Here is a 12701-nt window from a genome sequence, read left to right on the forward strand (position 1 = left end):
AGCGTATATGAAAAAAGGTTATTTTATTACATTTGAAGGCCCGGACGGCAGCGGGAAAACCACAGTCAGCACGGCGGTGGCGAAGCGGCTGCAGGAAATGGGCGTTGATTCCCTATATACCCGGGAACCGGGAGGGATTGAGATTGCGGAGCAAATCCGCCGCGTGATTCTCGATCCTGCCAACACGGCAATGGATAGCAAGACCGAAGCGCTGCTTTACGCCGCGGCCCGGCGGCAACATTTGATCGAAAAAGTACTGCCGGCCTTAGCCGAAGGCAAGGTCGTAATCTGCGACCGCTTCGTCGACAGCTCGCTGGCTTATCAAGGCGTCGGCCGGTATTTGGGGATCGAAGAAGTTTTGTCGATCAACGAGTTTGCGATCGAAGGCCATTGGCCGGATAAAACCTTGTATCTCGACCTGGCTCCTCAACAGGGGCTGGACCGGATCGCCAGCCGGCAGGACAAAGACCGGCTCGATCAGGAAAAGATTGATTTCCATCTGCGCGTCTGTGAAGGCTATCGCCAGGTGCGTCGGCGGTTTGCCGAACGGATGATCGTGATTGACGCCTCCCAGCCGGTTGAGCAGGTGATTGACGATTGTGTAAAAGCGATTGGAGCGCTGATCCAACGTGAAGTTCGCTGAACGCTTACAGGCTCAGCAGCCGGTCGTTTATCAGACGCTGAAACACGCGTTAATGCAGAAGAAACTGGCGCATGCGTTTCTGTTTGTCGGGCAGAAGGGAACGCCGCGTCTGGAAACGGCGCTTCTGTTAGCGCAAAGCCGGATCTGTCAGCATGTTCACGACGGATTCGCCTGTGAAGAATGCATCGACTGCCAGCGGATTGCGGAGGGCAACTATGCCGATCTGATTCTTTTGGACGGCGCGTCCAAGTCGATTAAAAAAGAGGAAATTCGCTCGCTGCAGGAACGTTTCAATAAAACCGGACTGGAGCGCAGCGGACAGAAAGTCTATATTCTCAACAACGCGGAGAACACGACGCCCGAAGCACTTAACAGCCTGTTGAAGTTTCTGGAAGAGCCGCAAGGCTCTGATACTCTCGCGATTCTGATTGTGGAAAATCAGGACCGGATTCTGCCGACGATCGTCTCCCGCTGCCAGACGCTGACCTTTCGGCCGCTGACGCAGCGTCAGATACATCAGATCGCATTGGAAGAACAGCTTGACGAAACCGACGGCTATCTGTTGTCGCACATGATCCGCGACGTCGATCAGATCAAACAGACGGCTGAGGATGAAGCGTACCAGAATGGAATGCTGATGATGCGCCGGTTTATCCGTGAATTCCCATTGCGTGAAGAAGAAGTGCTGGTGTGGATGCAGACCGAGTATCTGGGAAGCAAGGATAAGGAGAAGGACAAACGAACCTTCGGTTATTTTATCGACTGTCTGCTTCAATTTCTCCGCGACGCCGCGGTAGGGCATACGGAAGGCCCGGCCTGGATGGCGGAGGAAATAGGAAACTGGAATCAGCGTCCGCTGCGGCTGGATCGGCTGATTATCGTTTTGCTTGAATGCCGGGACAAGCTGTCCCGTAGTTATAATCTGCCATTGTTGGCGGATCAGTTAATTTATCAAATGAAGGAGGGAATGAAAGATGAGTGAAAATCAGGAAGCTGTAAAAACGGAAGAATCCAAACCGGCTCCGGCTTACCGCTATGTCGTCTCCGTGCGGTTTAAGAATTCGCGTAAGGCGTACAGCTTTGGCGCGAACGATGAAACGCTGGAATATGGCGATTATGTCGTCGTGGAAACTATCCGGGGCGTCGAGATGGGCGAGATCATCAGCAACCTGCGCGACGTGTCGATGCACACCCAGAATACGCCGCTCAAGCCGGTGCTGCGCAAAGCGACCCGGCATGACCGCGAGATGTATGCCGAAAATAAAGATCTGGCCAAAGAAGCGCTGGCCCGCTGTCAGGAAGCAGTGGCCCGGCTCAAGCTGGATATGAATCTGATCAGCTGCGAATACACGCTGGATCGAAGCAAGATCATCTTCGTCTATGTCGCCGACGAGCGTGTCGATTTCCGCGAGCTGTTAAAGGAACTGGCGGGGATCTTCAAGTGCCGGATCGAGCTGCGTCAGATCGGTCCGCGCGATAAAGCGAAGATCATCGGCGGTCTGGGCACCTGCGGCATGGAAACCTGCTGCTCGCGGTTCATGGATGATTTTGACGTCGTGTCGATCAACATGGCGAAGAACCAGCTGCTGGCTCTGAACATTCAGAAATTGTCGGGACAGTGCGGCAAGCTGATGTGCTGTCTGAAATTTGAGGATGAGAATTACAAACAGCTGCGCGCCGGATTACCGAAGATGAACGCTCAGGTCGAATATGAAGGCAAGCTGTACCGCGTGACGTCGATGAACGTGATCAACGGGACCGCCAAGCTGGAAAATCGGGAAAACGTACAGTTTATTACGCTTGCGGATTTAATGGAAAAGGGCGTGTTCCGTCGCCCGGAAGCCCAGAACGCAAAAAACAAAGAGAAAGAAAACCGGCCTGGCGAACGCAAGGATGACCGCCGGGATAACGAACGGAAAGAAAACAACCGTAAGGAAACGGGCGAGCGTCGGGAAGCGGAGGCGAAGGAAACCGAGCGTCAGGACGATCGGAAAGTAACCGACCGAAAACCTGCCGAAGAGAAAAAGCAGGAACGCAGAGAACCTGCCCGGCGTCCCGGTGAGAAAAAAACGGAAAAGAAGCCGGAGGAAAGAAAACCGGAAGAAAAGCGCCGCGAGGATCGCAAACCGCAGGAGAACCGCAGACATCAGAAGCCGCGGGAGAGCGGGAAGGAAGTCAAACCGGAAGGCGAAGTTAAGGCGCAGGAAGGTGATGGCGAGGCGAAAACTCAGGAGCGGAAACGACCGAATCGCCGCCGGCGGCATCCCGGCCGCAAAGAGGGTCAGCCGAAAAATGCGCCGGGAGAGGATCAGAAATGATTCGCCAGCAAAGCTTTTCCAATGAAAAACCGACGCTGTATCTCGTGCCGACGCCGATTGGGAATCTTGAAGAAATGACGCCTCGGGCGATTGAGATTTTGCGCACAGTGGATGTGATCGCCGCGGAGGATACCCGCAACACGATGAAGCTGCTTCAAGTGTTCGATATCCATACCCGCATGATCGCCCATCATTCTCATAACGAACGGGAAAGCGCCAAAGGATTGTTAAATCTGCTGGAACAAGGTCAGTCCGTCGCGGTGGTTTCCGACGCCGGGTATCCCCTGATTTCCGATCCGGGGCAGAATATCGTCGAGCAGGTAACGGCCGCGGGGTATAACGTCGTGCCGGTGTCTGGCTGCAGTGCTTCGATCAACGCGCTGGTCGCGTCCGGTTTGAAAGCTCAGCCATTCTTGTTCAAAGGATTTCTTTCCAGCAATGACCGCGAGTGCGTGAAGGAGCTGGAAGGGTTGAAATCCTTGCCGTTCACCATGATCTTCTATGAAGCGCCGCATCGGATTGAGCGGATGCTGGGGCATTGTCTGGACGTTCTGGGCGACCGCAAAGCATGTCTGGCCCGGGAAATCACCAAGCGGCACGAGGAATTTCTGCGCGGAACCTTAAGCGAGCTGAAAGCGGCGGCGGCCGGTCTGAAAGGCGAAATGGTCCTCGTTGTGGAGGGCTGCGGACAGGAAAGCCAGCCGGCTCTGGATATGGCGCAGATCACCGATCAGATTAACGAACGGATCCGTTCCGGGATGTCCGCCGCTGATGCGATCAGGCAGATTGCGAAGGAATCCGGCGTGTCCAAGAATGAGATTTACCGCGCATATCATCAGGAATCATAAAGAAGAAAGCTCTTTCTGGATCGGAAATCCCCGATACCGAAAGAGCTTTTTATATCGAATTGGGAAATAATGAAAAAAATGCCGAAAGGATCAGAACGGATTCAACATAGACTAATGCGTTTTCTGCCGGATTTCCTTAAGTAAAGTTTTGAGGAAGCACAGGCAGAAACCGGTCAGCCCTGAAGCAAGAACTGTAAAAAAGATTCCCTGCGCACCTTTCTGCCTGGCAAACAGAACAATCGCCAGAGAACCGGATCCAAGGGTGATGACGGTAAGCACAAGAAATAAGCCGCTGAAGAAAATCAACCCCAAAATACGCAGCGGCCGGGGCGCGGAAGGATTTTAGGCAGACCAGCCTGACAAACGCACGAGCATTGCCGCGGCAAAATCAAGGAACAGCTGCATCATTCCACCTTCTTTTCATGGTTCTTTCCTTTATCTGCTTTCACAGCTTTTATAAACTTACGGCAGAAGGAAACAAAATCAACAGCCCGATCAACCAGAAAGCTGTAAAAAAGACTGATCCAAAAACAAAACGTCAGGGCCCGGATTATCCGGTATACCTGATTTTTTGTTTTCTTTTGTTCCACGGCAGAAGTCTGCCTGTCAACTTCTGTTTCCATTTTTGGCAATGCGCTTCATTCAGGATTTTTCCCCTCGTTGCCCACCGGAAGATCCCGGTTCTCAAACGTCGGCGTCCAAGGGGGGATATTCAGCATATCCGTTCGGAAAACCAATCAAAAATTTAAAAAATTTTGAACGCAGCGGCTTGACTCTCAGAAAACTTATGCTATAATGATAAAGGTTATCGTTATTAGGAGGTGAGATGATGATTCGCAGGAATTCAAGGCAACGCCAGCTGATCCTGGATGTGATGCGCGGCGAAGGAATTCACATGAATGCCGAGCAGGTTTACCAGAAGGTAAAAGAAGCTGATCCTTCCATCGGAATCGCAACCGTCTATCGCAACCTGAATCTGTTGTCGGAACTGGGTGAAATCCAGAAGTTCCAGGACCGCAGCGCTGGATTCATGTACGATGGAAATCCGAAAAAGCATCATCACTTCTATTGTCGATACTGCAAGCGGTATTTCGACGTTTCCTTCTCCGTTGAGGAGCAGATGATCAGCCAGGTGGAAGATCAGATGGGCGTCAGCGTGGAAGATCTGAATATCTCGTTGGAAGGCTGCTGCAACCAGTGTAAAGACAAACAGGAAAAAGAGAAAGAAAGAGGTAAAGAACAATGGAATTAAAAGGATCAAGAACTGAACAGAACTTAATGAGCGCTTTCGCAGGCGAATCTCAGGCCCGCAACAAGTACACTTACTATGCAATGAAGGCTCGTGCCGAAGGCATGGAACAGATCGCGAATATCTTTGAGGAAACAGCGCGCAACGAACAGGAACATGCGATGCTGTGGTTCAAGGCTCTGCATGGCGATCAGATTCCTTCGACAGACGTTAACCTGCAGGATGCGGCCAATGGCGAAAACTACGAATGGACTGACATGTACGCTGAATTCGCCAAGATTGCGCGTGAAGAAGGCTTCAACAAGATCGCGGCCCAGATGGACATGGTTGCCAAAATCGAAAAGCGCCATGAAGAACGTTATCTGGCTCTGTTAAGCAATGTGAAGGAAGACAAAGTCTTCAAGAAGGAAGAAGACGTCATGTGGAAATGCCAGATCTGCGGTTATACTCTGGTCGGCAAGAACGCTCCGGGTCTGTGCCCGCTGTGCGGCTATGCGAAGTCTTTCTTCGAAGTTGAAAAAGCCAACTATTAATTTCTCTGATTCACAGGATCCGCTCGCCGGGTCCTTTTTCTTTTAATCCTTATTTCTATTTCAAGCTTTCGCTTCAGATTCCGCTCCGGTTTATCACCGATCCCATTCATATTTATGGATTCCGGGACATACATTGGAAACAGAATCGGAGGAAAACGCAATGAAAATCAGAATCCTGCAATGCGATCCGATTGACCCGCAGGCCGAGGATCAGGTTCACCGGATCCGCCATCAGACGGGCGATCTCGTCATTGAGTACATCCAAATTCAAGATGCCGGCAGCCGTCCCGAAAAATGGGATCAGACAATTCTATGTTCCTCGAAAGCTGTGGATCCGCAGCTGGCCGCTTCCTTTCCCCAGCCAATTTTAATTATCAGTCCTCAACCGCTGGCCGGTTATCCATCCTGGCAGATTCGCAGTCGATTGACGGACCCCTGGAATGGCGAATGGCTGGTCAAAATGATCAGTCAATTAGTGCATAACGGACAGCCGCTGAACCAAAGTCAATGCCTGGAATTTGTGAAGGTAAAAAAGGAGCGTAAAATCAGCGCGGAACTGGAACATCTGCATTCTGGCATCAAGTCCCGGGATTATCCTGCGGCGTTATGGCTGTTTGTGCAGGATCGGCAGAATGAGGCGATGGAGCCGGAGGGAGAGGCGCTGCCTTTTCCTGTCCATTGTTACTGGATGAAACAGAAAGCAGACGTGAACGTCGCTTGTCTAATCTATCCCCAAGTTCCCTCAACTGTCTGAGGCAGGGGACAGGCTCAGCCATTTCTCTTTTAAGCCCTGAACCAAGAAGAAAAGCACTCGCAGGAGTGCTTTTCGCATGTCTGATTCGAAAGGACGATTAAAGCTTGCAGACGTTCGCAGCCTGTTCGCCGCGATCGCTCTGGACGACTTCAAAGCTTACCGCTTCGCCATCGTCTAAGGTTTTAAAACCTTCTGTCTGAATCGCGGAATAATGAACGAAGACGTCTTTCCCTTCATCCGTCGTGATGAATCCGTAGCCTTTTTCAGCATTAAACCATTTGACTTTTCCTGTAACCATGAGCTGTCCTCCTATGCCACTATAATAAAAGACACATGAGCGCGGGAATTAACTATCCTTTCCTCATGTGAAATTATAGTTATAGCCTTGAAAATCTAACTACAATATAGCACGATTTCCTGGCGGAATCAATCCGGATTTCATGATAAATTTGGATGAAATAGTCGGTTATTGTTCGAAATTGTAATAATTTTAATGGATTCCCGGATAAAAATCAGAAGCGAAAAGAAGACAGAATCAGTCCTTTTTTCAAAGCTCTGCATCCTTGTTTGAAAGAGAATTCCCCGGGTCTGAAAGACCCCGCAAAATTGATCAGCAGGAAGCATTCTGATAGAAATTTGTTCAGAATTTGACTATGATAATCAGGAAAGAAAAGATTTCTGTTAATTTCCAGAATTCTGGGAAAGAATGAATAAAGGAGTGATGCAGGATGGCAATCAATCAACAAATAACCAACGACCTGACCTGGGTAGGTGTCCAGGATCCGCAGCTGAAGGTATTTGATATCATCATGGAAACGGAATATGGAACGACGTACAACGCGTATATCCTTAAAGGTACAGCGAAAACGGCGCTGATCGAAACGGTCAAGCTTCCGTTTTTTGATGAGTTTGAAAAGCGCGTTGAAGCGGTGCTGCCAGTCGATCAAATCGACTATTTGATCGTGAATCACACCGAGCCGGATCATGCCGGTTCGATCGCGAAGTTGTTGGAAGTGAATCCGAATCTGACCATCGTCGGCAGTCCGGCGGCGCTGCAATTCTTAAAGGAAATCGTCAATCAGGATTTCCGCTCATTGACAGCGGCAGAAGGCATGACGCTGGATCTGGGCAAAAAGACGCTGCGGTTTATCATGGCGCCCAATCTGCATTGGCCGGATACGATGGTTACGTTGGTACAGGAAGATGGGATTTTGTTTACCTGTGATTCGTTTGGCGCACATTATGCGTTTGAAGGGCTGCGCGTGAGTGAGGTCGAGGATCAAACGGCCTATCAAAGTGCGTTAAAATACTATTATGATCATATTTTAAAGCCATTTCGCCCATTCATGCGGAAAGCGCTGGACAAAGTGGCCGGGCTGGATGTGAAGATGATCTGTCCTGGTCATGGACCGGTGCTGGATTGCGGGCTGGAGGAGATTTTAAACCAATATCGTAGGTGGAGCGCGGAACCGCGGTTGGAAAACAAGCTGATTCTGGCCTATGTCAGCGCTTATGGCTACACGGAACAGCTGGCGCAGGCGATCGCCCGGGGTATTGAAAGTGCCGGCTGGAAAGCGGAATTGATGGAACTGACGCAGATCCCGGTGACGGAAGTGGTGGAAAAGCTGGAACAGGCCCGGGGATTTCTGTTGGGTTCGCCGACGATTCTGGCAGAAGCACTGCCGCCGGTCTGGATGCTTCTCTCTTATTTGAATCCGGTCGTGCACGGCGGAAAGTTTGCGGCAGTCTTCGGCAGCTATGGCTGGAGCGGGGAAGCGTTCGCTCATCTGGAAGAGCGGTTAAAACAGCTGCGGATTACGGTCATGCCAGCCTTGAAAGTGCGGTTTAAGCCGTCCATGGCGCAGCTTGAGGAAGCAGAACAGGCCGGACGGCGCTGGGTGGAACAGATCGCCGGGAAATAAACTGGGTTTATTAAGCAAACGGACTTCCTTTCAATTAAAGAAGGAGCCGCTTTCTTTCAAATTCATTTCAAGCGCATAATGGGAAGTCACGAAAACAGATGGCTGCCGCTGGGAAGGTTCTTAGTCGAATTTGCATGATGAAATGGGCAGGATAAACGGTTATACAACGCTTTATCCTGCCTGTTTTTTTGTATGGAAATTCTATTCTTACCCTGAGCCAGGGAAGAATTACTGCGGATACCGTCTGTTTTTTAATTGTCCTCAATCTTCAAAATCGCAGAGGGACTTTTGCCATAAGGAAAGTTTAAAACGCAGGGGAATGCCGCCGCTAAGAAAACGGTTCCGTCTGAAATATGATTCTTTTCGCCAGATTACAGGAACTTCCAGAAATCCGGTGAAAGGACGCTTGCATTTTTTTCACAGTCATGGTAAGCTGATTACGCTTAAGGTTAGATATAGCTAACTAAAAGAGAAAAGAATCGATCCGACGTCGACTCTTTTATTTTTCCATCAATGTTAGATTGAACTAACATTCAACAATGAAAGGAGAACGTTATGCTTCAACGATTTAAAAGTACGCTGATTCTGACCGCAGTTCTCTTGGTCTGTTCCGGGATTTCGTTATTGATCGGCGCGGCGGATTTCGGCGTATCCGACGTGCTGAATGGAAACTGGGAGGCGCTGGAGATTCTGGTTCTTTCCCGCCTGCCGCGGCTGCTGGCGATTTTATGCACTGGCATGGGCATGAGCGTGGCCGGCTTGATCATGCAGCAGCTGTGCATGAATAAATTTGTTTCCCCCTCGACCGGCGCGACGATTTCCTCCGCTCAGCTGGGAATTCTGTTCGCTTTTCTGTTCATGCCCGGCTCGACGCTATGGGTGCGCGCGGGCTTTGCCTTCGTCAGCGCGATTGCGGGAACCTGGATCTTTGTGGCGTTTATCCAGCGGATTCAGTTCAAGGACGTTGTGATGGTGCCGTTAGTCGGCATTATGTTCGGCAATGTGATCGGCGGAATCACGAACTATCTGGCGTATAAATACGAAATGACGCAGGCGCTCTCCTCGTGGCTGGTCGGCCACTTCTCCCTGGTGATGAAGGGGCGCTATGAGCTGGTCATTCTGGTTGTGCCGTTAGTTCTGGCGGCGTTTCTGTTTGCCAACCATTTCAACATTGTCGGCATGGGCAAAGACTTCTCAAAGAACCTCGGCGTGCCTTATAACGCCGTGCTGTTTCTGGGATTGACGATCGCCGCGACGATCACCGCCAGCATCGTCGTGGTGGCCGGCAGTATTTCCTATGTTGGACTGATCGTTCCCAATCTGGTCACGATGTTCAAGGGTGATAAGCTGCGCGGAACATTAGCCGATACCGCGCTGTTCGGAGCGCTGTTCGTGCTGGTCTGCGACATGCTCGGCCGGATCGTGATCGCGCCGTATGAACTGCCGATCGAGCTGATCGTCGGGATTTTGGGCAGCCTGATCTTCATCGGCCTGCTTTGGATGCGGCTCAACGGAAAAGCGCGGATTGTCGGAAAAGCGCAGGGAGGCTGCAGAGGATGAAGCGCTGTGATGCCAATCATTTTAAAGCGGCGGTTCTGATCACGCTGGCGATTCTGGCGGTGATCGGCTATCTGACGCTCAATGTCAATCCGAAATATGTTGAATTCGCGATGCGCCTGCGCGTGCCGAAATTGTTAGTTATGCTCGTGACAGCCTTCTGTATCGGCGGTGCGTCGATTGTCTTCCAGACCTTGATTCAAAACACGATTGTGACCCCCTGCCTGCTGGGGATGAATTCGTTGTACGCCCTGATCCATACCGCAGTGGTGTTCTTTCTCGGCTCCGGCAGTCTGATCGCCCGCCATCCGCAGCTTTCGTTTCTCGTCGATCTGACGATCATGGGGGCAGCCGCGATCCTGATTTACGGGACGTTGTTTAAGAAGATGAAGCATCAGATTCTCTATGTGCTGCTGGCAGGCACGGTCATGTCGACGTTGTTCTCCAGCATGCAGACGACGCTGACCCGGATCATGGATTCCAACGAATACGACGCGCTGTTAAGCTCGCTGGTTGCCAGCTTTTCCAACGTCAATTCCAGTCTGTTGGCGATCTCAGCCGTGCTGATCGGCTTGGTGATCTTCGTGTTACGGAAGGAGCTGAAGCTGCTCGATGTGATCGCGCTGGGGAAGAATCAGGCGATAAATCTGGGCGTGGATGTGGACAAAACGATCCGCCGGTTATTGCTGGGCGTAACGGTGCTGATCGCGATCGCCACGGCGCTGGTCGGTCCGATTTCCTTTCTGGGCCTGATCATCGCGAATCTGTCGCGGCAGCTGTTTAAGACATACAGGCATACCTGGCTGATTTTTGGCGCAGCCGTGCTGGGGATGATCGTTCTGGTCGGCGGACAGCTGATCGTCGAGCATGGCTTTTCTTACAGCATGCCGGTCAGCGTATTCATCACGATCGGCGGCGGTTTGTATTTTTTGATTCTGTTATTTGGAAAAGGGAGGCAGCGGGCATGATTATTAAACAACTGACAAAGCACTATGGCGCAAAACGGGTTGTCGACGAGGTGAGCTTCGAAATTCCCAAGGGCAAGGTCCTGTCTCTGATCGGTCCCAACGGCGCGGGCAAGTCGACGGTCATGGGGATGATTTCCCGGCTGGTCGCTAAAGATGCGGGACTGGTGCAGTTTGAAGGAAAGGATCTGGCGAAGTGGAACAGCCGCGACCTGTCCAAACGGCTGGCGATCCTGACGCAGTCCAACAACATTCAGATGAAGCTCACGGTGCGCGAACTGGTCAGTTTCGGCCGTTTCCCTTATTGTCAGGGGCGGCTGCAGGAAGAAGACCGGCGGAAAGTGGATGAAGCGCTGGCCTACATGGAGCTGGAAGCGATCGCTGATCAATTTATCGACGAGCTGTCCGGCGGGCAGCGGCAGCGGGCGATGATCGCGATGGTGATCGCTCAGGATACGGATTATATTCTACTGGACGAACCGACGAATAACCTCGATATCTACCACGCGTCAAACATGATGAAAATCGTACGCCGGCTGTGCGATGAATTGGGAAAAACGGTGATTCTGGTTCTGCATGAAATCAACTACGCGGCGTTTTACTCGGATTATATCTGCGCGTTTGTCGGCGGTAAGGTAGCACGATTCGGGACTGTTGAGGACGTGATCACCAAGGAAAACCTTTCGGCGATCTACGGCGTGAATTTCGAGATTCAACAGGTCGCGGGCCGGCCGCTGTCGATCTATTATTAATAGGTTTCTAAAATTCAGAAGAAAGGCGAGAGAGGAATTTCAGCTGAATCGGAAAGGAAAGTCAGTTTGAATGATGTGAATCACAGGTTTTCCCGCAACAAATCATAGTTCACAAAGGAAAAACAAAAAGGAGAAAAGAATATGAAGAAATTAACGGGTTTCATGGCCGCCGGCTTGTTGATGCTGAGCGCCTGCACGGCAAAACCGCAGAAGGAGGAGCAGCCGAATCAACAACCAGCCGCGACGATGACGATTACCACGCTCAACGGAAATCAGGAAAAAGGTCCGCTGGAAGTCCCGGTCGATCCGCAGCGGATCGCAATTCTGGACATGGCGGCGCTGGATATGCTGGACAGCTGGGGATTGGGCAACCGCGTCGTCGGCATGCCGAAATCCTCGACGGTCGATTATCTGAAAGCATATAATGAAAATAAAGCGATCGTAAATCTGGGGACGCTGAAAGAAGTCGATATGGAAGCGCTGATGGCCAGCGAACCGGATGTGATTTTCATCGGCGGCCGGCTGAGCGCGCAGTACGACGCGTTGTCTGAGATCGCCCCGGTTGTGTATCTGAGCACCGATGCCGAGCTGGGCATAGTGGAAAGCGTGAAGCAAAACGCCATGACTATCGCTTCTTTATTTAATATGGAAGACAAAGCGAAGGAACAGCTGGCTGGTTTCGACAGCCGGATTGAAACGCTGCGTCAGGCGGCCAAAGGCAAAACCGCGGTGATCGGCATGGTGACCTCCAGCAACTTCAATACCCTTGGCAACGGCAGCCGCTGCTCGCTGATCGGCCATGAAATCGGCTTTACCAATCTGGCGAACGACGTGGATTCCACCCATGGCAACGAGTCGTCGATGGAATTGTTAGTCAAGCTGAATCCGGAATATCTCTTCGTGCTCGACCGTGATTCCGCGATCAATACCGAAGGGGCGAAGCTGGCGGAGGAAGTCATGAACAATGAATTGACCGCCAGGACGCTGGCCGCGCAGAACGGCAATATCGTCTACCTCACGCCGACGGTCTGGTATCTGGCAGAAGGCGGGATTACCGCGTTGGACGTGATGCTTCAGGATCTGGAAGCGGCGTTATTGAAATAAACAAAGCAAAAAGGATGAAGGTGACTTCCCTCAATGAGAAGTGCATGTTCATCCTT

At 51.3% G+C, this 12701-nt stretch carries 13 protein-coding genes; 12 read left to right on the forward strand and 1 reads right to left on the reverse strand.

Going from position 1 to position 12701, the window contains the following annotated elements:
* Window positions 1-7 precede the first annotated feature (7 nt).
* From tmk to I2D94_RS13060, 7 genes are all read left to right on the forward strand, one after another.
* A complete protein-coding gene (gene tmk, locus I2D94_RS13030) occupies window positions 8-643 on the forward strand; it encodes a dTMP kinase (RefSeq protein WP_195397204.1) in 636 nt (211 codons plus the stop codon).
* Entirely contained in the window at window positions 630-1625 is a 996-nt protein-coding gene (locus I2D94_RS13035) for a hypothetical protein (RefSeq protein ID WP_072685286.1), read from the forward strand. The genes tmk and I2D94_RS13035 overlap by 14 nt, the downstream gene beginning before the upstream one ends.
* The gene (ricT, locus tag I2D94_RS13040) at window positions 1618-2961 is read left to right on the forward strand and encodes a regulatory iron-sulfur-containing complex subunit RicT (RefSeq protein WP_195397206.1); all 1344 of its coding nucleotides are present in this window, start codon (window positions 1618-1620) and stop codon (window positions 2959-2961) included. Before I2D94_RS13035 ends, ricT begins: the two co-directional genes overlap by 8 nt.
* On the forward strand, window positions 2958-3809 hold the full coding sequence (gene rsmI, locus I2D94_RS13045; RefSeq protein ID WP_072685288.1) for a 16S rRNA (cytidine(1402)-2'-O)-methyltransferase: 852 nt from the start codon (window positions 2958-2960) through the stop codon (window positions 3807-3809). The genes ricT and rsmI overlap by 4 nt, the downstream gene beginning before the upstream one ends.
* An 826-nt stretch (window positions 3810-4635) precedes the next feature.
* Window positions 4636-5061 carry a Fur family transcriptional regulator gene (locus I2D94_RS13050; RefSeq protein WP_083538618.1) on the forward strand — a complete coding sequence of 142 codons (426 nt, stop codon included), beginning with the start codon at window positions 4636-4638 and terminating at the stop codon, window positions 5059-5061.
* Entirely contained in the window at window positions 5052-5591 is a 540-nt protein-coding gene (gene rbr, locus I2D94_RS13055) for a rubrerythrin (protein ID WP_072685291.1), read from the forward strand. The genes I2D94_RS13050 and rbr overlap by 10 nt, the downstream gene beginning before the upstream one ends.
* 160 nt (window positions 5592-5751) lie before the next feature.
* Window positions 5752-6345 carry a hypothetical protein gene (locus tag I2D94_RS13060; RefSeq protein WP_195397208.1) on the forward strand — a complete coding sequence of 198 codons (594 nt, stop codon included), beginning with the start codon at window positions 5752-5754 and terminating at the stop codon, window positions 6343-6345.
* 97 nt (window positions 6346-6442) lie between these two features.
* Here I2D94_RS13060 and I2D94_RS13065 read toward each other — a convergent pair whose 3' ends face one another.
* Window positions 6443-6643, reverse strand: coding sequence for a cold-shock protein (locus I2D94_RS13065; RefSeq protein WP_072685293.1), 201 nt, complete (start codon window positions 6641-6643; stop codon window positions 6443-6445).
* A 430-nt stretch (window positions 6644-7073) separates the two neighbouring features.
* On the opposite strand from I2D94_RS13065, the gene I2D94_RS13070 reads away from it, so the two are divergent.
* The 5 genes from I2D94_RS13070 (at window position 7074) to I2D94_RS13090 (ending at window position 12645) form a co-directional block, all read left to right on the forward strand.
* The gene (locus I2D94_RS13070; RefSeq protein ID WP_195397210.1) at window positions 7074-8267 is read left to right on the forward strand and encodes an FprA family A-type flavoprotein; all 1194 of its coding nucleotides are present in this window, start codon (window positions 7074-7076) and stop codon (window positions 8265-8267) included.
* A gap of 555 nt (window positions 8268-8822) precedes the next feature.
* On the forward strand, window positions 8823-9827 hold the full coding sequence (locus I2D94_RS13075) for an ABC transporter permease (protein ID WP_195397211.1): 1005 nt from the start codon (window positions 8823-8825) through the stop codon (window positions 9825-9827).
* Window positions 9824-10792, forward strand: a complete 969-nt coding sequence (locus tag I2D94_RS13080; RefSeq protein ID WP_195397212.1) for an iron chelate uptake ABC transporter family permease subunit — start codon at window positions 9824-9826, stop codon at window positions 10790-10792. The genes I2D94_RS13075 and I2D94_RS13080 overlap by 4 nt, the downstream gene beginning before the upstream one ends.
* Window positions 10789-11541 carry an ABC transporter ATP-binding protein gene (locus tag I2D94_RS13085; protein ID WP_072685297.1) on the forward strand — a complete coding sequence of 251 codons (753 nt, stop codon included), beginning with the start codon at window positions 10789-10791 and terminating at the stop codon, window positions 11539-11541. The genes I2D94_RS13080 and I2D94_RS13085 overlap by 4 nt, the downstream gene beginning before the upstream one ends.
* A 141-nt stretch (window positions 11542-11682) precedes the next feature.
* Entirely contained in the window at window positions 11683-12645 is a 963-nt protein-coding gene (locus I2D94_RS13090; protein ID WP_195397213.1) for a siderophore ABC transporter substrate-binding protein, read from the forward strand.
* Window positions 12646-12701: the final 56 nt, after the last annotated feature.

This window comes from Holdemania sp. 1001302B_160321_E10 (assembly GCF_015552275.1).
Lineage (GTDB): Bacteria > Bacillota_I > Bacilli_A > Erysipelotrichales > Erysipelotrichaceae > Holdemania.

Excerpts from the sequence above, each read along its gene's own strand:
- tmk (WP_195397204.1), top strand. The coding sequence starts at position 8 with ATGAAAAAAGGTTATTTTATTACATTTGAAGGCCCGGACGGCAGCGGG.
- ricT (WP_195397206.1), top strand. The coding sequence starts at position 1,618 with ATGAGTGAAAATCAGGAAGCTGTAAAAACGGAAGAATCCAAACCGGCT.
- rsmI (WP_072685288.1), top strand. The coding sequence starts at position 2,958 with ATGATTCGCCAGCAAAGCTTTTCCAATGAAAAACCGACGCTGTATCTC.
- I2D94_RS13050 (WP_083538618.1), top strand. The coding sequence starts at position 4,636 with ATGATGATTCGCAGGAATTCAAGGCAACGCCAGCTGATCCTGGATGTG.
- rbr (WP_072685291.1), top strand. The coding sequence starts at position 5,052 with ATGGAATTAAAAGGATCAAGAACTGAACAGAACTTAATGAGCGCTTTC.
- I2D94_RS13060 (WP_195397208.1), top strand. The coding sequence starts at position 5,752 with ATGAAAATCAGAATCCTGCAATGCGATCCGATTGACCCGCAGGCCGAG.
- I2D94_RS13065 (WP_072685293.1), bottom strand. The coding sequence starts at position 6,643 with ATGGTTACAGGAAAAGTCAAATGGTTTAATGCTGAAAAAGGCTACGGA.
- I2D94_RS13070 (WP_195397210.1), top strand. The coding sequence starts at position 7,074 with ATGGCAATCAATCAACAAATAACCAACGACCTGACCTGGGTAGGTGTC.
- I2D94_RS13075 (WP_195397211.1), top strand. The coding sequence starts at position 8,823 with ATGCTTCAACGATTTAAAAGTACGCTGATTCTGACCGCAGTTCTCTTG.
- I2D94_RS13080 (WP_195397212.1), top strand. The coding sequence starts at position 9,824 with ATGAAGCGCTGTGATGCCAATCATTTTAAAGCGGCGGTTCTGATCACG.
- I2D94_RS13085 (WP_072685297.1), top strand. The coding sequence starts at position 10,789 with ATGATTATTAAACAACTGACAAAGCACTATGGCGCAAAACGGGTTGTC.
- I2D94_RS13090 (WP_195397213.1), top strand. The coding sequence starts at position 11,683 with ATGAAGAAATTAACGGGTTTCATGGCCGCCGGCTTGTTGATGCTGAGC.